General features: G+C 70.4%; 17 protein-coding genes. 10 read left to right on the top strand and 7 right to left on the bottom strand.

Features of this window, described 5'->3' with window-relative positions:
- Positions 1 to 226: 226 nt before the first annotated feature.
- Entirely contained in the window at positions 227 to 1,651 is a 1,425-nt protein-coding gene (glnA, locus tag DEJ06_RS15150) for a type I glutamate--ammonia ligase (protein ID WP_027465453.1), read from the bottom strand.
- Between the two features lie 141 nt (positions 1,652 to 1,792).
- On the opposite strand from glnA, the gene DEJ06_RS15155 reads away from it, so the two are divergent.
- Entirely contained in the window at positions 1,793 to 2,248 is a 456-nt protein-coding gene (locus DEJ06_RS15155) for an RDD family protein (protein WP_111039868.1), read from the top strand.
- Between the two features lie 886 nt (positions 2,249 to 3,134).
- On the opposite strand, the gene DEJ06_RS15160 is transcribed toward DEJ06_RS15155, so the two are convergent.
- A complete protein-coding gene (locus tag DEJ06_RS15160) occupies positions 3,135 to 3,851 on the bottom strand; it encodes a DUF4191 domain-containing protein (RefSeq protein ID WP_111039869.1) in 717 nt (238 codons plus the stop codon).
- A 128-nt stretch (positions 3,852 to 3,979) separates the two neighbouring features.
- On the opposite strand from DEJ06_RS15160, the gene DEJ06_RS15165 reads away from it, so the two are divergent.
- On the top strand, positions 3,980 to 4,825 hold the full coding sequence (locus tag DEJ06_RS15165; RefSeq protein WP_146245883.1) for a hypothetical protein: 846 nt from the start codon (positions 3,980 to 3,982) through the stop codon (positions 4,823 to 4,825).
- Positions 4,826 to 4,901: 76 nt separating this feature from the next.
- Here the strand turns inward: DEJ06_RS15165 and sucB are convergent, their stop codons facing one another.
- From sucB to DEJ06_RS15180, 3 genes are all read right to left on the bottom strand, one after another.
- A complete protein-coding gene (gene sucB, locus DEJ06_RS15170) occupies positions 4,902 to 6,404 on the bottom strand; it encodes a 2-oxoglutarate dehydrogenase, E2 component, dihydrolipoamide succinyltransferase (RefSeq protein WP_111039871.1) in 1,503 nt (500 codons plus the stop codon).
- A 70-nt stretch (positions 6,405 to 6,474) separates the two neighbouring features.
- Complete coding sequence (lpdA, locus tag DEJ06_RS15175; protein WP_027465458.1) at positions 6,475 to 7,848, bottom strand: dihydrolipoyl dehydrogenase; 1,374 nt, start codon at positions 7,846 to 7,848, stop codon at positions 6,475 to 6,477.
- Positions 7,849 to 8,004: 156 nt separating this feature from the next.
- Positions 8,005 to 9,495: a leucyl aminopeptidase gene (locus DEJ06_RS15180; RefSeq protein ID WP_111039872.1), complete on the bottom strand. Its 1,491-nt coding sequence runs from the start codon at positions 9,493 to 9,495 to the stop codon at positions 8,005 to 8,007.
- A 76-nt stretch (positions 9,496 to 9,571) separates the two neighbouring features.
- Here DEJ06_RS15180 and DEJ06_RS15185 point away from each other — a divergent pair, with 76 nt between their 5' ends.
- From DEJ06_RS15185 to DEJ06_RS15210, 6 genes are all read left to right on the top strand, one after another.
- Positions 9,572 to 10,501, top strand: a complete 930-nt coding sequence (locus DEJ06_RS15185) for a proteasome assembly chaperone family protein (protein WP_027465460.1) — start codon at positions 9,572 to 9,574, stop codon at positions 10,499 to 10,501.
- A gap of 157 nt (positions 10,502 to 10,658) precedes the next feature.
- A complete protein-coding gene (locus DEJ06_RS15190) occupies positions 10,659 to 11,978 on the top strand; it encodes a nitrate/nitrite transporter (protein WP_071403956.1) in 1,320 nt (439 codons plus the stop codon).
- Between the two features lie 193 nt (positions 11,979 to 12,171).
- Positions 12,172 to 13,431, top strand: a complete 1,260-nt coding sequence (locus tag DEJ06_RS15195; protein WP_027465462.1) for an RNA polymerase sigma factor — start codon at positions 12,172 to 12,174, stop codon at positions 13,429 to 13,431.
- 6 nt (positions 13,432 to 13,437) lie between these two features.
- Entirely contained in the window at positions 13,438 to 14,697 is a 1,260-nt protein-coding gene (locus DEJ06_RS15200) for a MurT ligase domain-containing protein (RefSeq protein ID WP_017886091.1), read from the top strand.
- Positions 14,694 to 15,467 (top strand): type 1 glutamine amidotransferase, encoded by a 774-nt coding sequence (locus tag DEJ06_RS15205; protein WP_111039873.1) that lies wholly within the window; start codon positions 14,694 to 14,696, stop codon positions 15,465 to 15,467. Before DEJ06_RS15200 ends, DEJ06_RS15205 begins: the two co-directional genes overlap by 4 nt.
- 129 nt (positions 15,468 to 15,596) lie before the next feature.
- Positions 15,597 to 16,055, top strand: a complete 459-nt coding sequence (locus tag DEJ06_RS15210) for a peptidoglycan-binding protein (RefSeq protein WP_111039874.1) — start codon at positions 15,597 to 15,599, stop codon at positions 16,053 to 16,055.
- A gap of 71 nt (positions 16,056 to 16,126) precedes the next feature.
- Here DEJ06_RS15210 and DEJ06_RS15215 read toward each other — a convergent pair whose 3' ends face one another.
- Entirely contained in the window at positions 16,127 to 16,351 is a 225-nt protein-coding gene (locus DEJ06_RS15215; protein WP_017886093.1) for a hypothetical protein, read from the bottom strand.
- A 167-nt stretch (positions 16,352 to 16,518) separates the two neighbouring features.
- On the opposite strand from DEJ06_RS15215, the gene DEJ06_RS15220 reads away from it, so the two are divergent.
- A complete protein-coding gene (locus tag DEJ06_RS15220; protein ID WP_111039875.1) occupies positions 16,519 to 18,645 on the top strand; it encodes a type IIA DNA topoisomerase subunit B in 2,127 nt (708 codons plus the stop codon).
- A 233-nt stretch (positions 18,646 to 18,878) separates the two neighbouring features.
- Here the strand turns inward: DEJ06_RS15220 and DEJ06_RS15225 are convergent, their stop codons facing one another.
- Positions 18,879 to 21,365 (bottom strand): DNA topoisomerase (ATP-hydrolyzing) subunit A, encoded by a 2,487-nt coding sequence (locus DEJ06_RS15225; protein ID WP_110863934.1) that lies wholly within the window; start codon positions 21,363 to 21,365, stop codon positions 18,879 to 18,881.
- Between the two features lie 43 nt (positions 21,366 to 21,408).
- Between DEJ06_RS15225 and DEJ06_RS15230 the strand changes: the two genes are divergently transcribed.
- Positions 21,409 to 22,575, top strand: coding sequence for an alkaline phosphatase family protein (locus tag DEJ06_RS15230; RefSeq protein WP_181436890.1), 1,167 nt, complete (start codon positions 21,409 to 21,411; stop codon positions 22,573 to 22,575).
- The last annotated feature ends 49 nt before the right edge of the window (positions 22,576 to 22,624 follow it).

Genomic DNA, 22,624 nt, shown 5'->3' on the forward strand with positions numbered 1-22,624 from the left:
CCGCCCGCCGGACCGGCACCGGGCCTCCAGGCGGTCGCGTCCGCACCCCGCGCGCACGGTGGCAGCGTCCTCTCGCGAAAGCGACAGAATCCCGCGGAACGTTCGCGGCGTTCTGTCGCTCTCGCGGGTGCCAGCGCCCTGGCCGACAGCGCACTGTCGCTTTGGCATACGCACGAAGGGCCCCGCACCTGACGGTGCGGGGCCCTTCGTGTGGTGTCAGCGAGACTCAGACGCCGAAGTACAGCTCGTACTCGAACGGGTGCGGGCGCTGGGCCAGCGGGAGGATCTCGTTCTCACGCTTGTAGTCGATCCAGGTCTGGATGAGGTCCTCGGTGAAGACGTTGCCCTTCGTGAGGAACTCGTGGTCCGCCTCGAGCGCGTCGAGCGCCTCGTCGAGGGAGCCGGGGACCTGGGGGATGCCCTTGGCCTCCTCGGGCGGGAGCTCGTAGAGGTCCTTGTCGACCGGCTCGTGCGGCTCGATGCGGTTCTGGATGCCGTCGAGGCCCGCCATCAGCTGCGCGGCGAAGGCGAGGTACGGGTTGCCGGAGGCGTCAGGCGCGCGGAACTCGATGCGCTTGGCCTTCGGGTTGGTGCCCGTGATCGGGATGCGGATCGCCGCCGAGCGGTTGCCGGCCGAGTAGACCAGGTTGACCGGAGCCTCGAAGCCCTTGACCAGACGGTGGTACGAGTTGATCGACGGGTTGGTGAAGGCGAGCAGCGCCGAGGCGTGCTTCAGGATGCCGCCGATGTACCAGCGGGCGAGGTCCGACAGACCGCCGTAGCCGTTCTCGTCGTAGAAGAGCGGCTTGCCGTCCGACCAGAGCGACTGGTGGGTGTGCATGCCCGAGCCGTTGTCCCCGAAGAGCGGCTTCGGCATGAACGTGGCGACCTTGCCCCACTGGTCGGCCGTGTTCTTGACGATGTACTTGAACTTCAGGATGTCGTCCGCGGCATGGACCATCGTGTCGAACTTGTAGTTGATCTCCTGCTGGCCGCCGGTGCCCACCTCGTGGTGCGAGCGCTCGAGCTCGAAGCCCGCGTCGATCAGCTTGAGGGTGATGTCGTCGCGCAGGTCGGCGGTCTTGTCGACCGGCGACACGGGGAAGTAGCCACCCTTGTACGGGGTCTTGTTGGCGAGGTTGCCGCCCTCTTCGTCACGACCGGTGTTCCAGGCGCCCTCTTCGGAGTCGACCGCGTAGAAGGACTCGTTCTGCGTGACCGAGTAGCGGACGTCGTCGAAGATGTAGAACTCGGCCTCGGGGGCGAAGAACGCGGTGTCCGCGATGCCCGTCGACGCGAGGTACTTCTCGGCCTTCTTCGCCACCTGGCGCGGGTCGCGGCCGTAGATCTCGCCGTTCCGCGGGTTGTAGATGTCGAAGATCATGATGAGCGTGCGCTCGGCGCGGAACTGGTCGACGTACGCCGTGGTGACATCGGGGATCAGCTGCATGTCGGACTCGTGGATCGACGCGAAGCCGCGGATGGAGGAGCCGTCGAACAGCTGGCCGACCGAGAAGAAGTCCTCGTCGACGGTGGATGCCGGGATGTTGAAGTGCTGCTGCACACCGGGCAGGTCCGTGAAGCGGATGTCGAGGAACTTGACGTCGGTGTCCTTGATGAAGGCCAGGACCTCGGAGGAATCGCTGAACATGGGGCCGATCTCCAATGGGTTGGGTGATGTCGGAGGCACCGGTCAAGGCACCTCCGACGAGGCTATTGACACGGGGTTTCCCGGACATGACTGGTTTGTTTCGGGCGTGTTACGCCCGGGCGGTCGCCTACGCTGGGGACCATGGCCCGCAGCACCCCCAGTCCGTCCGCGCCCTCCGAGCACCCGGACGGATGGCCGGGCAAGGACCTCGGTCTGCCCGAGTCCGGGCCCCGGAGTGTCGGGCGGATCGGTCGGCGGGTCGTCGCGCTCCTGATCGACGGCGCACTTGCTGACCTGGTCGCCTACGTCACCGGGGTCTGGTCGCCGGTGAACGGTTCGGGCGACATCGCGCACTCCTGGGTCCAGATCGCCATCTTCGCCGTGCTGCAGATCGTGTTCATCTGCCTGCTGTCCGGGTCGTTCGGGCACATCTGCGTCGGACTCCGGGTCGTCCCGATGCGTGGAGGCTACGTGGGGGTGCGGCGGCCGATCCTCCGGACGGTGCTGCTCTGCCTGGTGGTCCCGGCGCTCATCATCGACCGCGACAGCCGTGGTGCGCACGACCGCATCGCGGGGACGGTGCTCGTCCGCCGCTGATCGCGTCGGCCGCGGGTGCGAGTGCGGCGCGCGAGTCGTGGCCGTCGGCACCGTGCGAGGTTGCTCATCGGGTGCGAGGTTGCGTACTCCGTGCGTGCTCCGTCCCTTCGCACCGAGTACGCAACCGCGCATCGTGCAGGGCTCAGCCGCTCGCCCTCGCACCGTGCGAGGTAGGGCGCCGGGCATGCGCCGCTCGCCCTCGCACCGTGCGAGGTAGGGCGCCGGGCATGCGCCGCTCGCCCTCGCACCGTGCGAGGTAGGGCGCCGGGCATGCGCCGCTCGCCCTCGCACCGTGCGAGGTAGGGCGCCGGGCATGCGCCGCTCGCCCTCGCACCGTGCGAGGTAGGGCGCCGGGCATGCGCCGCTCGCCCTCGCACCGTGCGAGGTAGGGCGCCGGGCATGCGCCGCTCGCCCTCGCACCGTGCGAGGTTGCTCATCGGGTGCGAGTTTGCCCGCCCCGTGCGCCGTCGGAGTCCCGCACGGAGCCGACAACCTCGCACGGTTCAGGGCCGGGGCCGCGCCCTCGCACCGTGCGAGGTTGCGCGCCGGGCCTCCGCCGATCCCCCTCGCACCGTGCGGGGTTGCTCATCGGGTGCGAGCAGGCACGCCCCGTGCGCCGTCGGAGTCCCGCACCGAGCTGGCAACCTCGCACGGTCCAGGGCCGGTGCCGCGCCGTCGCACCGTGCGAGGTTGCTCATCGGGTGCGCCTTCGCACGCCCCGTGCGCGGTCGGAGTCCCGCACCGAGCCGATGACCTCGCACGGTTCAGCGAAGGTCGCACGGTGCGTGCTTCGCGAACACCCCGCCCCCGCCGGCACTCCACGCACACACGAGAACGCCCCCGACCAGATCTGGTCGGGGGCGTTCTCGTGCGTGTGGAGCCTGGGTCAGCGCGGCCGTCCGGCGCGAGCCCGCATCGGGTCCATGCCCTTCGGGATCGAGGCCGCGGGGCTCTGCGTCAGCGAGTCGAGACGGTTCGCGACCGCCAGGACCTCGTTGCGGTTCAGCGACTTCTTGAGCTTGTTCATGGCACGGGGCAGCTTGTGCAGCGTCAGGCTCTCACCGGTGCCGTCACCCACGTGCAGCACGTGCACGGCGACGTTCGGGACGATGCGCTGCACCTTGCGGCGCTCCTCGTCGACCTGGCGGTTGAGGTTGCCACGCTGGCCCTCGGTGATCAGGACGACGCCCGGGCGACCCACGGCGCGGTAGACCGCTGCCTGCGAGCGACCGTGCACCGCGACCGGCATCTCGCTCGAGCGCCACTGGCGACGGAGCGAGTTCGACAGCACGGCACCGACGGCGCCGGGCTGGCCTTCGATCTGCGAGTACGCGGCGCGTTCGGCCAGACGACCGAGCACGATGAGGAAGAGCAGCACACCGAGCAGCACACCGGCGACGATCCACAGGACGATCGCGAGCCAGTTCTGCCCCGGCAGGAGCAGCGCCAGCAGGACACCGAGGACGACCGGGCCGACGAAGGCGAGGGCGAACCACCAGACCGACGACGGTTCGGCCTTTCGGGTCATCTGGAAGACCTGGAACATCTGCTTGAGACGCCCCGGCTCCTTCGCCTTCTTGTCTGTGGAAGAGCTGCGTGCCATGCGAACAGGATACGGCCTCCGTGCGCCGGGGGAGACCGTCGCGTGTCCGGCTGTGCGCGAACACGTCTTGTCCACAGGTGGTGCGGGAGAGCCTGGAGGCCCGCCGCGCCACCGCCACGCTGGTCACCATGGAGACGAGCACCGAAGACCACCTGGATCGCTGGATCGCGACCGGCAACGAGCACGACGTGCTCAGCTGGGTCGCCGACCGCTCCGCGGCCGCCGAGCGGCACCTCGTCCCGGTGGCCGCGGTCGGTCGGACCCCGACGGGGCATCTCGTGGTCGACCTCGACCGGCCGACCGGCACACCGCTCGTGGCGGCGCTCGACCGGCTCGGCACCCCGACCACCGGCGTCGCGGTGACGCTGACGGTCCCGCTCCTGGAGCTCCTGGTGGCGGTGCACGACGGCGCGGTCCTGCTCGGTACAGCCGGCATCGACGACGTGCTGGTGGACGATTCCGGTGCCGTCGTGCTCTGCGACCGCCCGACGAACGCGACGAACCCGACGACCCCGACGAACCCGATGAACCAAACCAACGCCAGGACCCCGACGCGCACCGCACCCCCGACGCGCATCGCGCACTCGACCGACGCGACCCGCACCCTCGTGCTCGCAGCCCGGACGGTGTGGGACCGCGTCGACCCGGCCGATCCCGCTCAGCAACCGGTGCTCGACGCGCTGCAGGACGCCCCCGACGGTGACGGACCGAGCGCACGAACGGCACTCGACGTCGTCCACGGCACCGCCGCGCCCCGGCCGTTCCGCTGGACCCCTGTGCCGAGCGACCTCGTGTTCGCCGAACCGCCGACATCGGACGGGCAGGACGGACTGCTCGAGCGCCTGCGGGACGTGGTCGAGCACGGCGTCCCGCTCGGAGCCGACCGACGGCTCCCGCTCCGCCGCGTGCTCGTGGGGCTCGTCGTTGCCGTCGGGTCGGTGGTCGCCGCCCTGACCCTGCTCGGCGGCGGATGACCCCGAACCCGCCCCGGAACGGGAACGGCCCCGGTTCCCACGAGGGGAACCGGGGCCGTCGGCCGTGCTGCTGGGATCAGTACCCGAGGTTCGGAGCGAAGTTGCCCTCTTCGAGACGGTTCTTCACCGCGACGAGGTACCGCGAGGCATCCGCACCGTCGATGATCCGGTGGTCGTACGACAGCGCCAGGTAGACGAACGAGCGGATGGCGATGGCCTCCTGGCCGTCGACCTTCACGACCGCCGGACGCTTCGTGACGATGCCGGTGCCGAGGATCGCCGACTGCGGCAGGAACACCACGGGGGTGTCGAACAGCGCGCCACGCGAACCGGTGTTGGTCAGCGTGAACGTGCCGCCAGCCAGCTCGTCGGGCTTGAGCTGGTTGTTCCGGGTGCGCTCGGCGAGGTCCGCGATGGACTTCGAGAACTGCGCCAGGTCCAGCGAGGCCGCGTCCTTGATCACCGGGGTCAGCAGGCCGCGCTCGGTGTCCACCGCGATGGAGACGTTCTCGGACTCCGGGTAGACGATCTCGTCGCCCTCGACCGTGGAGTTGATCTTCGGGTGGGCCTTCAGCGCCTCGGACGCCGCGAGGGCGAAGAAGGGCATGAAGGAGAGCTTCGAGCCGGTCTTCTCGAGGAACTCCGCCTTGTGGGCGTCGCGGAACTGCGCCACCTTCGTGACGTCGACCTCGACGACGCTCGTGAGCTGTGCGGTCGAGGTCATCGACTGCACGGCACGCTCGGCGACCACCTTGCGCAGGCGGGTCATCTTCTCGCGGGTGCCGCGCAGCGGCGAGACCTCGGCGACGAACGGGCCGGACGCGGCGGCGGGTGCTGCTGCTGCCGAGGCGGCCGGGGCCTTCGCAGCGGCGGCGAGGACGTCCTCCTTGCGGATGCGCCCCCCGACACCGGACCCGGTGACCGTGGACAGATCCACACCCTGCTCGTTGGCGAGCTTGCGCACCAGCGGGGTGACGTAGCCCGAGGCTGCGCCGTCCTGCGTGGGGTTCGGCACCGCAGCGGCGGCCGTGGTGCTCGGCGCGGACGCCGGAGCCGGAGCGGCCTGGGCCGGCACGGCTGCCGGCGGAGCGGCTGCGGGCGGCGGGACCGGAGCGGCGGCCGGGACCGGCGCTGCCGCGGGCGGGGCGGACGGTGCCTGCGGGGCGGCGGGCTGCGTCTGGCCGGCGGGGGCCGGCTCGGGCTCGGTGGGCTCGGGTGCGGGGGTCTCGGCCTCCTGCTCCGTGCTCGGAGCGGCCTCGGGCTCCTCGGCGTCGGCAGCGGCGGCGTTCGCGTCGTCGGCGCCGGACTCGGACGAGTCCGAACCGCCGTCGGACGAGCCGGAGCCGTCACCGATCTTCACGAGGGCGGTGCCGACCTCGACGGTCTCGTCCTCGGGAACGAGGATCTCCTCGACGACGCCGGCGATCGGCGACGGGATCTCGGTGTCGACCTTGTCGGTCGAGACCTCGAGCAGCGGCTCGTCGACCTCGACCCGGTCACCGACGTTCTTCAGCCATCGGGTCACCGTGCCCTCGGTGACGCTCTCGCCGAGCGCCGGGAGGTTGACGGATTCGCTCATCGGGTGGACTCCTCTTCGCGGGGGATTGCAGTGGTTGTTGATGTCATTGGCACAGTGCGGCCGGTGCCGGTCACAGCGCGTGCAGCGGCTTGCCCGCGAGGTGCAGGAACGCCTCGCCGAGGGCTTCGTTCTGGGTCGGGTGACCGTGCACCAGGGGAGCGATGTCCTCCGGGTAGGCCTCCCAGTTCACGGCGAGCTGGGCTTCGCCGATGAGCTCGCCGACGCGGGCACCGATCATGCTGACGCCGACGACGGGGCCGTCCACGACGCGCACGACCTTGACGGAGCCGGACGTCCCGATGATGTGGCTCTTGCCGTTGCCGGCCAGGTTGTACTCGTACGAGTCGACCTTGTCGGCGCCGTACTGCTCCTCGGCCTTGGCCTGCGAGAGCCCGACCGACGCGACCTCGGGGTCGGAGTAGGTGATCTTCGGGATGTTCTTGTCCTCGATGACCACCGGGTTGAGGCCGGCGATCTCCTCGGCGACGAAGATGCCCTGCTGGAAGCCGCGGTGCGCGAGCTGCAGACCGGGGACGATGTCGCCGACGGCGTAGACGTTCGGGATGTTGGTGGCGAGACGCTCGTTCGTGGTGACGAACCCGCGGTCCATCGCCACGCCGACCTCGTCGTAGCCGACGTTCTGCGTGACCGGGCCACGGCCGACGGCGACGAGCAGGACGTCACCGTCGAAGGTCTTGCCGTCCTCCAGCGTGACGACGACGCCGTTCTCGTGCTGCTCGACGCCCTGGAACCGGACACCGAGCGAGAACTCGATGCCGCGCTTGCGGAACGCACGCTCGAGCTGCTTCGACATCGACTCATCCTCGGCGGGGACCAGGTGCGGCAGGCCCTCGACGATGGTGACCTCGGCCCCGAAGGACTTCCAGACGCTGGCGAACTCGACGCCGATGACGCCGCCGCCCAGGATGACGACCTTGTTCGGGACGTAGTCCATGCGGAGCGCGGTCTCGCTGGTGATCACGCGGCCGCCGATCTCGAGCCCCGGCAGGGACTTCGAGTAGGAGCCGGTCGCGAGCACGATGTTCTTGCCGGTGACGGTCTGGTCGCCGACCTGCACGGTGTTCTGCGAGGTCAGACGACCCCAGCCCTCGACCACGGTGATGCCGCGGGCCTTGATCAGGCCCTGCAGGCCCTTGTACTTGGAGTTGATGACGCCCTGCTGGTAGTCGATGACCTTGGGCACGTCGACACCGGCGAACTCCGCGATCACGCCGTACTTCTCGGCGTCACGCGTGCCGTCGGCGATCTCCGCGGCGTGCAGCAGCGCCTTGGTCGGGATGCAGCCGCGGTGCAGGCACGTCCCTCCGAGCTTGTCGCCCTCGATGAGCGCGACGCTCATGCCGAGTTCGGCGGCCCGGAGCGCAGCGGCGTACCCACCACTCCCGCCACCGAGGACAACGACGTCGTAAGTCTGTTCCGTCACCTGGTGCAACTCCCTCGTGCGTGTCGGGCCGATCGGGCCCTACGTGGACACCGCGGAGGGCGGCGTCCGACGGTCGGACCGCGTGGTTCCGGTCCCGTCCCGTGCAGTACCGGTGGGAGGCGCGTCGGTGCGCCGTTCCCACCGGTACCAAACCTACTACTCGGACTGGAGGTCTTCTGCGAGAGCGATGAGCGTCCGGACCATCACGCCCGTCGCACCCTTGCCCAACCAGGCGTACCCGCCGCCCTTGTTCTCCGACGGACCGGCGATGTCGAGGTGCGCCCAGGGGACACCCTCGCCGGCGAAGCGCTCGAGGAACTTGCCCGCGAGCAGCATGCCACCGGCCGGGTTGCCGACCGTGGCGTTGACGATGTCGGCGACGTCGCTGGACAGCCGGGCCTCGAGCTCCTCGGGCAGCGGCATCGGCCAGATCGGCTCCGAGACGCCCTCGGCGACGGCGCGGACCTTCGCGACGAGGTCGTCGCTGCCCATCAGGCCGGTGGTGCGGTCGCCGAGCGCGACGACCTGGGCGCCGGTCAGCGTGGCGACGTCGACGAGCGCGTCGGGCTGCTCAAGCGAGGCAGCGGCCATCCCGTCGCCGAGCACCAGGCGGCCCTCGGCGTCGGTGTTCGTGACCTCGACCGTGGTGCCGTTCTTCAGCGTCAGGACGTCGCCCGGGCGAGTCGCGGTGCCGGAGGGCATGTTCTCGGCGAGGGCGAGCCACGCGGTCACGCGCACGTTCAGCCCCAGGCGGGCGGCGGCGACGGTCGCGGCGAGCACCGTGGCGGCACCGGTCATGTCGGTCTTCATGCCGAGCATCGACGCCGCGGGCTTGAGCGAGAGGCCGCCCGAGTCGAAGGTGATGCCCTTGCCCACGAGGGCGAGGTGCTTCGTGGCGGACTCCGGCGCGTACCGGACGACGACCAGGCGCGGGGGACGCGCCGAACCGCGGCCGACACCGAGGATGCCGCCGAAGCCCTGCTCCTCGAGCGCCTGCTCGTCGAGGACCTCGACGGTGAGCGGCAGGTCCGAGGCGAACCCGGTCGCGACGTCGGCGACGTCCTGCGGCCCGAGGTCGCCCGCGGCGGTGTTCACGAGGTCGCGCACGAGCGACGCGGCGTCGGCGACGATCGCGGGGCGCACGGCGGCGTCGGCTGCGACGTCGGCGGGGGCGACGACCTCGATGCGCTGGTCGCCGCGGGCCGGGGCCTTGGTGCCGGTGCCCTTGTGCCGGGTGAAGGCGTAGGCGCCGAGCGCCGAGCCCTCGAGGGCGGCGTCGACGAGCTCGGCGGAGTCGGTGGGCAGGGCGAGCGTGATCGAGTCGACGCGGGGGAGCTGTCGCACGGCGCTGCCGGCCGCAGCGCGGATCGCCGCGGCACCCGTGGCGGAGCCGAGCCCGATCAGCGCGACCGACTTCGCACCGACGCCGGTGGCGGGCAGGCGGACGAGCTGGTCCTTCGCGCCGGTGACCCCGATCGCGGCGAGGTCGAGGCCGGCGAGGGCGTCGAGCGTGCCGAGGGCGGTGGGGGCGAGCACGGCGGGGCTGTCGGCCTCGCCGGACGAGCCCGGGCGGACCCCGACGACGAGCACGTCGGCGGTGGTGGTCTCGGGGGGTGAACTGGTGGTGGAGAGCGTCGGTCGGACCATGCTCCAACCCTACCGACGGCCTGTTCGCTGTCGGCGTGGTTGTCGCGCACCGGGGACGTCGGAGGCCCCGCCTAGCATGGGGACGGTGAACCACCCCGAGGAGCTCTACACGTTCGACGCGGACGCCCCGACCGTGCCAGCAGGGTTGCACCTGATCGCCGGGCTGACCGGCTTCGCCGATGCCGGATCGGCCGTCGCGCAGGTGACGAACTCGATCCTCGAGGACCTCGACACCGAGCTCGTCGCCGAGTTCGACCCGGACGTGCTGCTCGACTGGCGGGCCCGTCGGCCGGTCATCACCTTCGAGCACGACCACATCAGCGCCGTCGAGCCGCCCCGTCTGGCCCTGCACCTGGTGCGCGACGAGATCGGCCAGCCGTTCCTGTTCCTGTCGGGCTACGAGCCGGACTTCCAGTGGAACCGCTTCGTCCGCGCCGTCACCGGGCTCGCCGCCGACCTGCAGGTCGCCGACACCACGTGGGTGCAGTCCATCCCGATGCCGGTCCCGCACACCCGTCCGATCAGCCTGACCGTCTCCGGCACCCGGGCGGACCTCGTCGAGCAGATGAGCGTCTGGAAGCCCGAGACCCAGGCACCGGCGAACGTCCTGCACCTGGTCGAGCACCGCCTCGCCGAGACCGGCGCGCAGGTCACCGGGCTCGTGTTGCTCGTGCCGCACTACCTGTCCGACACCGAGTTCCCCGACGCGGCCGTCGCGGCGTTGTCCGGCATCGCCGCCGCGACCGGGCTCATCTTCCCGACGGACGCGCTGCGCGAGTCGGGTCGCGAGTTCCTCACCCGTGTCGAGGAGCAGGTGGCCGGCAACCCCGAGCTGCAGCGCCTGGTCTCCGTGCTCGAGGAGCGGCACGACACGTACATGGAGGGGAACCCCGTCGCGTCGCCGCTCACCGGCGTCGACGGCGAGGTGCCGACCGCCGACGCCATCGCGGCCGAGCTCGAGCGCTTCCTCGCCGACCGGCGCACCCAGGGCGACGCGACCGACTGACCGTCGCGGGATCCGGACGTCCCCACAGGGCGGCCTGGAGGCCCGTGGCGGCCCCGCGCCGCGCCTCCAGGCCGTCCTCCGGTCGCCCGCACGACGTGACGCACCTCGACGACGCTCGTCGCGCATCGACGCGGGGACGCGTCGGTAGCCTGGTCCGGTGAACTCCCGTCGTGCCTTCCTGATCTGGGGCGTCGCGGTCCTCGCGTACGTCCTCGCCGTGGTGCAGCGGTCCTCGCTCGGGGTGTCCGGTGTCGACGCGCAGGACCGGTTCGCCGTCTCCGCCGCCGTCCTCTCGACTCTCGCCGTCGTGCAGATCGCCGTCTACGCGGGGCTGCAGATCCCGGTGGGGATCGCCCTCGACCGCGTGGGCCCGCGCCGGCTGGTGCTCCTCGGCGCCGCGCTGCTGGTCGTCGGACAGGCGATCGTCGCGGTGTCCCCGTCGATCGGGCCGGCGATCGCGGGGCGGGTGCTCGTCGGTGCCGGTGACGCGATGACCTTCATCTCGGTGATCCGCCTGGTGCCGATGTGGTTCAGCGGCCGGATCCTGCCGCAGATCTCGCAGTGGACGGGCAACCTCGGGCAGATCGGCCAGATCCTGTCGGCGTTCCCCTTCGCGGTGCTCCTGCACACGGTGGGCTGGACCCCGGCGTTCGGCGTCGCGGCCGCGGCTAGCGCTGTCGGCCTGGTGCTCGCCGCGGTCTTCGTGCGGAACGGTCCGGTGCCGGTGCGGACGGACACGATCCCGCTGCCGCACTCGTGGGGTGCCGCGTTCAGCACCTTCGGTCACGCGCTCCGGCGCCCGGGCACGCAGCTCGGGTTCTGGTCGCACTACGTCACGCAGTCCTCGGGCACGGTGTTCTCGCTGCTGTGGGGCGTGCCGATGCTCCGGGGGCTCGGGTACTCCCCGGGTGAGGCTGCCGGGTTCCTCACGATCATCGTGGTCGTCGGGTTCGTCGCCGGTCCGGTGCTCGGTGTGCTCTGCGCACGGTTCCCGATGCGCCGGTCGAACCTGGTGCTCGGCGTGGTCGTCCTGCTCGCGGTGCTCTGGACGGCGATCCTGCTCTGGCCCGGGCACCCGCCGACGTGGTTGCTCGTGCTGCTCGTCGTCGCGATGGGGATCGGTGGGCCCGGTTCCCTGATCGGCTTCGACTTCGCTCGGACCTTCAACCCGGTCGGATCGCTCGGCTCGGCGAACGGTGTCGTGAACGTCGGCGGCTTCCTGGCGGCCTTCGTGATGATGTACCTGATCGGCGTCGTCCTCGACGTCGCTGCGCGGGCTTCGGGCACCGAGGTGTTCGCCTGGGAGAACTTCCGGATCGCCCTCACGGTGCAGTACGTCGTGGTCGGTTTCGGCGTTGGGATGCTCCTGCACGCCCGCCGTCGGACCCGCCGGGTGCTGCACTCGGAAGAGGGAATACGCGTCGGGCCACTCTGGGTTGCACTCGTTGCACGCCTGCGGAAGCGGCACGTGCAATAATGATCACGGACCCGTTCGGGACCCCTGTCTGTCGGAACACTTCGGTGCGCCGGTGAACTCGGGGGACTTGACATGGGTCCTAGTGCTGCCCGGAACGGTAGGACTCGTACGACGCGGGGGACTGCGGCGCGGGACCTGGGCGGCGAGGGAGGCCACGACCCCACGAACGTGGCACGACGAGAGAGGTGATCGCATGGCTGCCCGGAGCACGACGATCGATCCCACGAAGGACACCGAGCCCGAGGGCGCTGTGGCAGAGGACGCCACGGACACCGAGGGCACCGCAGCGCCGAAGAAGCGCGCCACGAAGGCCCCCGCCAAGAAGGCGCCCGCCAAGAAGGCGGCGCCCAAGGCGAAGAAGACCGACGCCGTCGACGAGGCGATCGCCTCCGACGAGCCCGTCGAGGAGCCGACCGACGAGGCCGACGACACCGACGACAAGACGGCCAAGCCGGACGCCGCTGCCGCGGTCGCCGCCGGTGCGCTCGTCATCTCGCAGACCGACGACGACGAGGCGCCGGTCTACTCGACGACCATCACGGGTGCCACCGCCGACCCGGTGAAGGACTACCTGAAGCAGATCGGCAAGGTCGCCCTGCTCAACGCCGAGCAGGAGGTCGAGCTCGCGATGCGCATCGAGGCCGGCCTGTTCGCCGAGGACAAGCTGCAGCACGCGACGGGGCTCTCGAAGCCCGCCGAGCGTGAACTGCGCTGGGTCGCCCGTGACGGTCAGCGTGCGAAGTCGCACCTGCTCGGTGCGAACCTCCGCCTGGTCGTCTCGCTCGCGAAGCGCTACACCGGTCGTGGCATGCAGTTCCTCGACCTCATCCAGGAAGGCAACCTGGGCCTGATCCGTGCGGTCGAGAAGTTCGACTACACCAAGGGCTTCAAGTTCTCGACCTACGCGACGTGGTGGATCCGTCAGGCAATCACCCGCGCCATGGCCGACCAGGCCCGCACCATCCGCATCCCGGTGCACATGGTCGAGGTCATCAACAAGCTCGCCCGCGTCCAGCGGCAGATGCTGCAGGACCTCGGTCGCGAACCCACTCCGGAAGAGCTCGCCCGCGAGCTCGACATGACCCCGGAGAAGGTCGTCGAGGTCCAGAAGTACGGCCGCGAGCCGATCTCGCTGCACACGCCCCTGGGCGAGGACGGCGACTCGGAGTTCGGTGACCTCATCGAGGACACCGAGGCGGTCGTGCCGGCCGACGCGGTGGGCTTCACGATGCTGCAGAAGCAGCTCGAGAGCCTGCTCGACTCCCTGTCCGAGCGCGAGGCGGGCGTCATCCGCATGCGCTTCGGCCTCGGTGACGGCCAGCCGAAGACCCTCGACCAGATCGGTGACACGTTCGGCGTGACGCGTGAGCGCATCCGCCAGATCGAGTCCAAGACGATGGCGAAGCTCCGCCACCCGTCGCGGTCGCAGTCGCTGCGCGACTACCTCGAGTAAGCCGGCATGCGCTTCTTCATCCCGATCCTGATCGGGCGGATCCTCCGTGCCCTCGCTCGTGCGCGGGGCGGCGGATCCGCCTACCCGGGGTTCATCGTCCTGAAGCTCGTGCCGGACTTCCTGCAGCACGTGACGAAGCAGTTCCCGAACGGCGTCGTCTTCGTGCTCGGCTCGAACGGCAAGTCGACGACCACGCACATGATCTCCGACATCGTGCGGGCCCACGGGCTGCGGGTCTTCACGAACCCGTCCGGCGCGAACCTGCCGCAGGGCATCGCGTCGGCCCTGCTGTCCGAGGTCTCGCTGACCGGTCGCCTGAAGGCGGACATCGGCATCCTCGAGGTCGACGAGGCCTTCGCGGTCGAGCTCGCCGGCATCCTGTCGCCCTCGACGGTGACGATGCTCAACGTGCAGGTCGACCAGCTGTACCGGTTCTTCGAGACCGAGCGCGTGGCGACGATGATGCTCGACACCGCCGCACTGTCGACGGCGAACGTCATCACCAACCACGACGACCAGTTCCTCGACGGCTACTCCGGTACCCCCGGGCAGCGTGTCCTGCGGTTCGGTGCGAGCGACGAGGTCATCGCCGCAGCGCCGAACGGTCTGCAGAACGCCGACTCGTTCGACGCCGGTGACCGTGCCCAGCACACTGCCGACGCCGAGGTCGTGGCCCACACGGGCGACGGCGCGACGATCCGTTTCGACGGCGCCGAGATCCCGGTCCGGCTGCCCGCCCGCGGCCTGCACTACGCGGTCGACGCCGCTGCAGCCACCGCGACGGCGAGTGCGGCCCTCGGCGCGCAGTTCCGCGCCGATGCCGTGACCAAGGCCTTCGGCACGATGAAGCCCGCGTACGGCCGCGGTGAGCGACTGCCCATCGCGGGCGAGTCCGCCGAGTTCACGATGTTCAAGAACGCCGCGAGCCTGCAGCTCAACCTCGACGCCCTGCCGGACCAGCCCGAGCAGGTCCTCATGGCGATCGACGAGGGCACGCCCGACATCTCCTGGATCTACGACATCGACTTCTCGAAGCTCGACCACGTGGACGTCGTCTCCGGTGACAAGGCGTGGCAGATCGCGATCGCGCTCGAGCACGCCGGTGTCCGCATCGGCCGGGTCGAGCCCGACGTCGAAGCGGCCATCAAGCACATGGAGCAGCTCGGCTCGACGACCCGCGGGACGAAGAACTTCATCGTCAACTACGAGATCATGATGATCGCCCGCAAGGCCCTCGGCCACCCGGACATGGAGAAGACCGCATGACGGCCGATCGGCTGACGATCCTGCACGTCTACCCCCGGCAGATGGGCGTCTCGGGCGACCGTGGCAACGTCGCGGCGCTGGTCCGCCGTGCGGCCGCCGCGGACATCGAGACCCAGGTCCTCGAGTACGCGCCCGGTGACGACCTGCCGACCACGGCGGACGTCGTCGTCATCGGCAACGGTCCGCTCAGCGCGATGCGTTCCCTGGGCGACGACGTCACACGCATCGGTGGCGCTCTCCGCGCGTTCGCGACCGATGGTGTGCCGGTGCTCGCCGTCGGCGGTGGGTTCGACCTCGCGACGAACGAGGTCGTGCCGACCGAGGGTGCGCCGGTCGCCGGCTTCGGCGTGTTCGACGCTCGAGCAGTCCGCGGTGCCGAGCGCCGCGTGAACTACTTCGTCCTCGAGACCCGGTACCCGCTGCTCCCCGGAGCACCGAAGCGTCTCGCGGGCTTCGAGGACCACGCCACCCGCATCGAGCTCGCAGCCGGGGTCACACCCTTCGCCGACGTCGTCTCCGGCGGCGGCAACCAGGCCGGCTCCCCGGTCGAGGGCGCGATCGTCGGGAACTCCTTCGGCACGCACACCCAGGGCCCGGTCCTGCCGCTCAACCCGCAGCTGACCGACGGCGTCCTCGCCGCAGCGACTGCGCGCCTCGGCCGCGAGTACGCACCGGACGCCGAGCGCACGGCGACCATCGACCGCTACGCACGCGAAGCGCGCGCCACGGTCGATCGCTACGTCGACAAGGCGTTCAAGCGCATCGCCTGACGCACGAAGCAGAAGGCCGGGTCCCGACGGGGCCCGGTCTTCGTCGTCTCCGATGCGGTGGCAACAGTTGCCAAGGTGGACCGATCGCATGCAGGATGTGGAATGTTGGAAGCCGACAAAGGAGGCTTTATGCTCACCAACAAATCCGTCCTCGCCCTGGTCGGCGCACTCGTCGTGGCAATCACCACTGCCGGGGCCGTCGTCCAGACAGCTCCGGCTGAGGCCGCGACACCCCGCATCGGTTCGGCCTGCAGCTCGGTGCCGACGACCACGACCGAGTTCGACGGGGTTCCGGGGACGATCTTCTACAAGCGGCTCCAGTGCCTCGGGAGCATGGCCGGGTACTACGGCTACAAGGGCCCGATCGACGGAGTGATGGGGCCGAACTCCTGGACGGGTGTCTCCGAGCAGCTCGCGAAGGGCGGGTACTTCCGCGCCGGCGACCTGCACAACTGGGAGAGCCCCGAGGTCGTCAGGGCACTGCAGCGATGGGCGACCGCCCACGGCAGGTACAGCGGGCCGATCGACGGCATCTGGGGCCCGAACAGCTACCGCGGGGTGGCCTGGTCACTGAACCGCGAGTTCTGAACCGGGCTGCAGACAGACAGGAGGCGCGGTGCCAGCTGGCACCGCGCCTCCTGTCCGTGTGTCGGTCGCGACTACTTCGACTCGTAGAGTCGGCTGCTCTCGTCGTGCCACTCGATGGCGGTCGCCGCGAGCTTGTCCTTGAACTCGGCGCCGTGGTGGGCGCAGAAGTAGAGCTCGCCGCTCGACATGGTGGCTCGGATGTAGGCCTGCGCCCCGCAGCTGTCGCAACGGTCGGCGGCGGTCAGCTGGTGGTTGCTGACTTCGTCGATGGAGGGGTCCTGCACGGTCTGGGTCATTGCTGTGCTCCTCACGGATCGCAGGTGGTGCCGGGTGGTTGCACCATTTCAACACGTGATGCCTGAGAGCGACGCATTGTCGGGCCCTGTTTCGCTCAGCGCGGATCGCTTGGCCCCAGTGCGAGTGTCCACACGGTGCTGTCGGTGCCGCTCGGTAAACTCCGACGGTGAGCTCCGACTACTCCGCACGCCATCTCTCCGTCCTCGAAGGGCTCGAGGCGGTCCGGAAGCGGCCGGGCATGTACATCGGCTCGACGGACTCCCGGGGCCTCATGCACTGCCTGTGGGAGATCATCGACAACTCGGTCGACGAAGCCCTCGCGGGGCACGGTGACGAGATCGGTGTCGTGCTGCACGCCGACGGCTCGGTCGAGGTCCGGGACACCGCCCGGGGCATCCCCGTCGACGTCGAACCGAAGACGGGCCTCACCGGGGTCGAGGTCGTGTTCACCAAGCTGCACGCCGGCGGCAAGTTCGGCTCGGGGTCGTACGCGGCCTCGGGTGGCCTGCACGGTGTCGGCGCCTCGGTCGTGAACGCGCTGTCGGAGCGCCTCGACGTCGAGGTCGACCGGGGCGGCAAGACCTACGCCATGTCGTTCCACCGCGGCGAGCCGGGCATCTTCGACGACAGCAAGGGCATCGGCCCGGACGCTCCGTTCGCGCCCTTCACCTCGGGCAGCGAGCTGCGTGTGGTGCGCAAGGTCAAGAAGGGTGTCACCGGCTCCCGGATCCGCTACTGGGCGGACCGCCAGATCTTCACCGCCGACGCCCGGTTCAGCACCGACGACCTGGTCACCCGTGCACGGCAGACCGCGTTCCTCGTGCCCGGGCTCGGCATCACCATCACCGACGAGCGCGCGGCGTCGATCGACGCCGCTGCCGCCCGGGCCGAGGCGACGGGTACCACCGTGGCCGCCGGGCCGGTGGTCGAGCGCTTCCGGTACGAGGGCGGGATCGGCGAGTTCGTCGAGCACCTCGCCGTCGACAGCCCCCTCACCGACGTCTGGCGTGTGCAGGGGACCGGCACCTTCACCGAGACCGTGCCGATGCTCGACGACAAGGGTCACATGGTCTCCACCTCGGTCGAGCGCGAGTGCGAGGTCGACCTGGCGCTCCGCTGGGGCAGTGGTTACGAGACCGTGTTCCGCAGCTTCGTCAACATCATCGCGACGCCGAAGGGCGGCACGCACCAGGCCGGGTTCGAGTCGGGCGTCGTCAAGGCCGTCCGTGCCCAGGTCGAGGCGAACGCGCGCAAGCTCAAGGTCGGGCAGGACAAGCTCGACAAGGACGACGTCCTCGCCGGCATGACCGCGGTGCTGACCGTGCGGTTGCCCGAGCCGCAGTTCGAGGGGCAGACGAAGGAGATCCTCGGCACCCCGGCGGTCCGGAAGATCGTCGACCAGGTGGTGTCGAAGCGCATCACCGAGATCCTCACGTCGACGCAGCGCACCGAGAAGGCACAGTCGGCGGCCCTGCTCGAGAAGGTCGTGTCCGAGATGAAGACCCGCATCTCGGCGCGGGCCCACAAGGAGACGCAGCGCCGCAAGAACGCGCTCGAGAACTCCTCGCTGCCGACGAAGCTCGCCGACTGCCGCTCGCAGGAGACCGAGGGCACGGAGCTCTTCATCGTCGAGGGTGACTCGGCGCTGGGCACCGCGAAGCTCGCCCGCAACAGCGAGTACCAGGCGCTGCTGCCGATCCGCGGCAAGATCCTGAACGTGCAGAAGGCGTCCGTGTCGGACATGCTCTCGAACGTCGAGTGCGCGTCGATCATCCAGGTCATCGGCGCCGGTTCGGGCCGCACGTTCGACATCGACCAGGCCCGCTACGGCAAGATCATCATCATGTCGGACGCCGACGTCGACGGCGCCCACATCCGCACGCTGCTGCTGACGCTGTTCTTCCGGTACATGCGGCCGATGATCGAACAGGGCCGGGTCTTCGCCGCCGTGCCGCCGCTGCACCGGGTCGTCGTGGTGAACCGCGGCAAGCCGAACGACACGCTCTACACGTACTCCGAACAGGAGCTGCAGACGGTGCTGAAGAAGCTCGAGAAGACGGGCAAGAAGTACCAGGAGCCGATCCAACGGTACAAGGGCCTCGGTGAGATGGACGCCGACCAGCTCGCGGAGACCACGATGGACCGCGCGCACCGCACCCTGCGCCGGGTGAACGTGACCCATGCCGAAGGGGCCGCGAAGGTGTTCGAGCTGCTCATGGGCAACGACGTCGCGCCGCGCAAGGAGTTCATCCTGGCCGGCGAGGGCCTGGACCGCGACCGCATCGACGCGTAGCGCGTCGCGAAAGCGACACCGCTCGGCCGACGCGCACGGTCCATGGCGCAAGAGCGACAGAACCCCGCCGAACGTCGGCGGGGTTCTGTCGCTTCCGCGATGGCGGACGGGAGGCCCGTGGCGGGGCCGCCCCGCGCCTCCAGGCCGGTGCGCCCTGCATTCTCACGCGCTGGGCGACACCTCACGCATCCCCACGGGCGTGAGGTGTCGCCAGGCGCGAAACCAGTGCGCGCCTACGCCTCGCCGGCGGTGCCGTCGAGCGTCGCGGCGCTGCCGCCGATCGAGCCGATGACCGCCTCGAGCGGGGCACCCGACCCGTCACGCTTCGACAGCCAGTCGGGCAGGGTCCGCGCGGCGCCGTCCGTGCCGACGGCGTGCGGCGGCGCGATGCCGGCCCAGCCCACGGTGAGCCCGTCCTCGCCCTTCAGGAACGCGTGCGCCCGGACACCCTGGGTGGCGCGGCCCTTCGCCGGGAACTCCGACAGGGCGGAGACCTTGGCGCGACCGGCGTCCGTGCCGGGCAGGGCGGTCGAGGTGGTGGACACCGTGGCGACCACGGCGTCGTCGGAGCGTGCGACCGAGCCGAACCAGATCACCGAGGCGCCGTCGGCGAGGGCCATGCCGGCCACTCCACCCGCGGGCAGCCCCTGCGCCCGGACGACGGACGCCGGGAACCGCAGCAGCTGCGCGTTCGAGCTGATGAACACGAGGTCGTCGGACTCCGGGGCCTGGGCGGCGCCGACCACGTGGTCGCCGGGCTTCAGGCCGATCGCGACGAACTCCGGCTTGTCGGGCCACGCACCCGCCACGACGCGCTTGACGACGCCGTGTGCGGTGCCGATCGCCAGCGAGTCCGAGGACGCGCCGGACAGGTCGACGATCGCCACGACGGTCTCGCCCTTGGTGAGCGCCAGGAAGTCGGTGACCCGGACGCCGGCGTCGAGCCGGACCGCGGCGGGCGGTACGGCGGGGACGTCGACGGGGGAGAGCCGGAGGACACGACCGGTCGAGGTGATCGCGCCGATCTGCCCCCGCACCGTGCTCACCACGGCGGAGCGGACGGCGTCGTGCTTCGAGCGCTTCGGCACGCGGACGATGCCGAGCTCCGACGTCGGGATGTCGACGCGGATGAGCCGTCCGGTGGTCGAGAGCAGCACGCGGCAGGGGGAGTCGGCGATCTGCAGCGACTCCGGGTCCACCGCGGCCTTCCGACCGCCCTTCACCGGGGCATCGGCCTCGGTGAGCAGCGTGCGCCGCGGGGTCGCGAACTTGTCGGACACCTCGGTCAGCTCGAGGGCGACCTGCGCGCGGAGCCGTTCGTCGGACGCCAGGAGCTCTTCGAGCGCGGCGATGTCGGCGAGCAGCTGGTCGCGCTCGGCCTCGAGCTCCATCCGCGAGAACTTCGTCAGCCGGCGCAGGCGCAGCTCGAGGATGTACTCGGCCTGCACCTCGGACAGGTCGAAGACGTCGCGCAGGCGGTTGCGCGCCGCCTCGGAGTCGTCAGAGGTGCGGATGACCTGGATGACCTCGTCGATGTCGAGGATCGCGATGAGCAGGCCCTCGACGAGGTGCAGCCGTTCCTTGCGACGTGCCAGCCGGTACTGCGACCGGCGGGTGACGACGTCGAGCCGGTGCTGCACGTAGACGTCGAGCAACTCACGGAGCCCGAGGGTGCGCGGCGACCCGCCGACCAGGGCGACGTTGTTGATGCCGAAGCCGTCCTCGAGCGGGGTGTGCTTGTAGAGCTGCTCGAGCACGGCGGTGGGGTTGAAGCCGCTCTTGATGCCGATGACGAGCCGGAGCCCGTGGTTGCGGTCGGTCAGGTCGTTGACGTCCGAGATGCCGACGAGCTTCTTGGACTGGACGCCGTCCTTGATCTTCTCGATGACGCGTTCGGGGCCGACCAGGTAGGGCAGCTCGGTGACGACGAGCCCCACCTTGCGCGGGGTGAGGTTCTCGACGCTCACCTTGGCGCGGGTGCGGAACGAACCACGGCCGGTGGCGTAGGCGTCGCGGACCCCGGAGAGCCCGACGATCGTGCCGCCGGACGGCAGGTCGGGGCCGGGGACGAACTCCATGAGCTCTTCGAGGCTGGCCTGCGGGTTCATGAGCAGGTGCTTCGCGGCCTCGACGACTTCGCCGAGGTTGTGCGGCGCCATGTTCGTCGCCATGCCGACCGCGATGCCGGAGGCGCCGTTGACGAGCAGGTTCGGGAACGCCGCCGGCAGCACGCCCGGCTGCATGATCTGGTTGTCGTAGTTCGGGACGAAGTCGACGACGTCCTCGCCCAGGCCCTCGGTCATCGCCATCGACGGTTCGGCGAGCCGCGCCTCGGTGTACCGGGCGGCAGCGGGACCGTCGTCGAGCGAGCCGAAGTTGCCGTGGCCGTCGACGAGCGGCACGCGCATCGTGAACGGTTGGGCCATGCGGACCAGCGCGTCGTAGATCGCGCCGTCGCCGTGCGGGTGCAGCTTGCCCATCACCTCGCCGGTGACGCGGGCGCTCTTGACGTGTCCGCGGTCGGGCCGCAGCCCCATCTCGGCCATCTGGTACAGGATGCGACGCTGCACCGGCTTCAGGCCGTCGCGGGCGTCGGGCAGCGCCCGCGAGTAGATGACGGAGTACGCGTACTCGAGGAAGGAGCCCTGCATCTCCTCGGAGACGTCGACGTCCTCGATGCGTTCACCGTCGGGCAGGCCGACTACGTCCGTGCGTGCCATGGCACCTTTCTGGAGAACCGGAGTCGTCTGGGAGACTCGTGGGATGGGAACAAGCGTACCGACGGCCCCCGACGCCGTCGCGAACCTCGCCGACGTCTTCCCGAGTTGCCTCGTGGCGCTCGGCGCTGCGGACGACGCGTGGTTGCGGAACGACGGCCTGGAGGCCCGGATCACCCTCCGCCCCGCCCGCTCGGCGATCGTCGTGCTGGTCGACGGCCTCGGTTCCGCCGCGCTGGCGGCGCGCGCCGGGCACGCCCGCTGGCTGACCGGTGCGAAGGGCACCGGCACCGCGAAGAAGCTGCGGAGCGGGTTCCCGACGACGACGGCGGCGGCGCTGAGCACCCTGACCACCGGCCGCTCGCCCGGCACCCACGGCGTCGTCGGGTACAGCGGCTGGAACCCGGACACCGGTGCCGTGATGAACCTGCTCGGCGGCTGGGACACCGAGGTGCCCGCCGACTGGTTCTTGACGCAGACCCTGTTCACCCGGGCCACGGAGCTCGGGCTCGACCCCGTCGTCGTCGGGCCGGACCGGTACCGCTCGTCCGGGATGACCGCGAACGTGCTCGGCGGCGCCCGGTACGTGTCGGCGGACACCATCCCGCAGCGTGTCGACGCCGCACTGGCCGAGACCGCCACCGGCCGCTCGCTCGTCTACCTGTACGTTCCGGAGCTCGACTCGATCGGGCACAAGTACGGCTGGCAGTCCGACCGGTGGACGGCTGCCCTCGAGCTGCTCGACGGGGAACTCGCCCGCCTCGATGCGCGGACCGCCGACGACGTGGGGGTCCTGGTGACTGCGGACCACGGTGTGCTCGACGTGCCGGACCACGCGAACATCGCCATCGACCCGCTGCTGCTCACCGACGTCGTCGGCGTCGCGGGTGACCCGCGCTGCCGGCAGCTCACCGTCGCACCGGGCACCGACGTCCGAGCCCTGGTCGGTGCGTTCCGGGCCCGCTACGGCAAGAAGGCGTCCGTCGCCAGCCGTGCCGAAGCGATCGAGGCCGGGTGGTTCGGGCAGGTGTCCGACCAGGTGGTGCCGCGCATCGGCGACGTGCTCGTCGTGGCGCGCGGCTCGTGGGCGTTCAACGACGACCGTGCCCTGCGCGAGGACGAGACGCCGAAGCGCATGATCGGCCAGCACGGGGCGATGACCGACGAGGAGACGATCGTGCCGCTCCGGCTCGCCGGCGCCTTCGCTCACTAGGAGCGTCGGTGCCCACCAGGGGCGTCAGTGCTCACGAGGGGCAGTGCCG

The organism is Curtobacterium sp. MCLR17_051 (genome assembly GCF_003234395.1).
In the GTDB taxonomy this organism is placed as follows: domain Bacteria; phylum Actinomycetota; class Actinomycetes; order Actinomycetales; family Microbacteriaceae; genus Curtobacterium; species Curtobacterium flaccumfaciens.

Excerpts from the sequence above, each read along its gene's own strand:
- DEJ06_RS15185 (WP_027465460.1), top strand. The coding sequence starts at position 9,572 with ATGGGGACGGTGAACCACCCCGAGGAGCTCTACACGTTCGACGCGGAC.
- DEJ06_RS15215 (WP_017886093.1), bottom strand. The coding sequence starts at position 16,351 with ATGACCCAGACCGTGCAGGACCCCTCCATCGACGAAGTCAGCAACCAC.
- DEJ06_RS15165 (WP_146245883.1), top strand. The coding sequence starts at position 3,980 with ATGGAGACGAGCACCGAAGACCACCTGGATCGCTGGATCGCGACCGGC.
- DEJ06_RS15205 (WP_111039873.1), top strand. The coding sequence starts at position 14,694 with ATGACGGCCGATCGGCTGACGATCCTGCACGTCTACCCCCGGCAGATG.
- glnA (WP_027465453.1), bottom strand. The coding sequence starts at position 1,651 with ATGTTCAGCGATTCCTCCGAGGTCCTGGCCTTCATCAAGGACACCGAC.
- DEJ06_RS15230 (WP_181436890.1), top strand. The coding sequence starts at position 21,409 with ATGGGAACAAGCGTACCGACGGCCCCCGACGCCGTCGCGAACCTCGCC.
- DEJ06_RS15225 (WP_110863934.1), bottom strand. The coding sequence starts at position 21,365 with ATGGCACGCACGGACGTAGTCGGCCTGCCCGACGGTGAACGCATCGAG.
- DEJ06_RS15180 (WP_111039872.1), bottom strand. The coding sequence starts at position 9,495 with ATGGTCCGACCGACGCTCTCCACCACCAGTTCACCCCCCGAGACCACC.
- DEJ06_RS15200 (WP_017886091.1), top strand. The coding sequence starts at position 13,438 with ATGCGCTTCTTCATCCCGATCCTGATCGGGCGGATCCTCCGTGCCCTC.
- DEJ06_RS15160 (WP_111039869.1), bottom strand. The coding sequence starts at position 3,851 with ATGGCACGCAGCTCTTCCACAGACAAGAAGGCGAAGGAGCCGGGGCGT.
- DEJ06_RS15155 (WP_111039868.1), top strand. The coding sequence starts at position 1,793 with ATGGCCCGCAGCACCCCCAGTCCGTCCGCGCCCTCCGAGCACCCGGAC.
- DEJ06_RS15210 (WP_111039874.1), top strand. The coding sequence starts at position 15,597 with ATGCTCACCAACAAATCCGTCCTCGCCCTGGTCGGCGCACTCGTCGTG.
- DEJ06_RS15195 (WP_027465462.1), top strand. The coding sequence starts at position 12,172 with ATGGCTGCCCGGAGCACGACGATCGATCCCACGAAGGACACCGAGCCC.
- sucB (WP_111039871.1), bottom strand. The coding sequence starts at position 6,404 with ATGAGCGAATCCGTCAACCTCCCGGCGCTCGGCGAGAGCGTCACCGAG.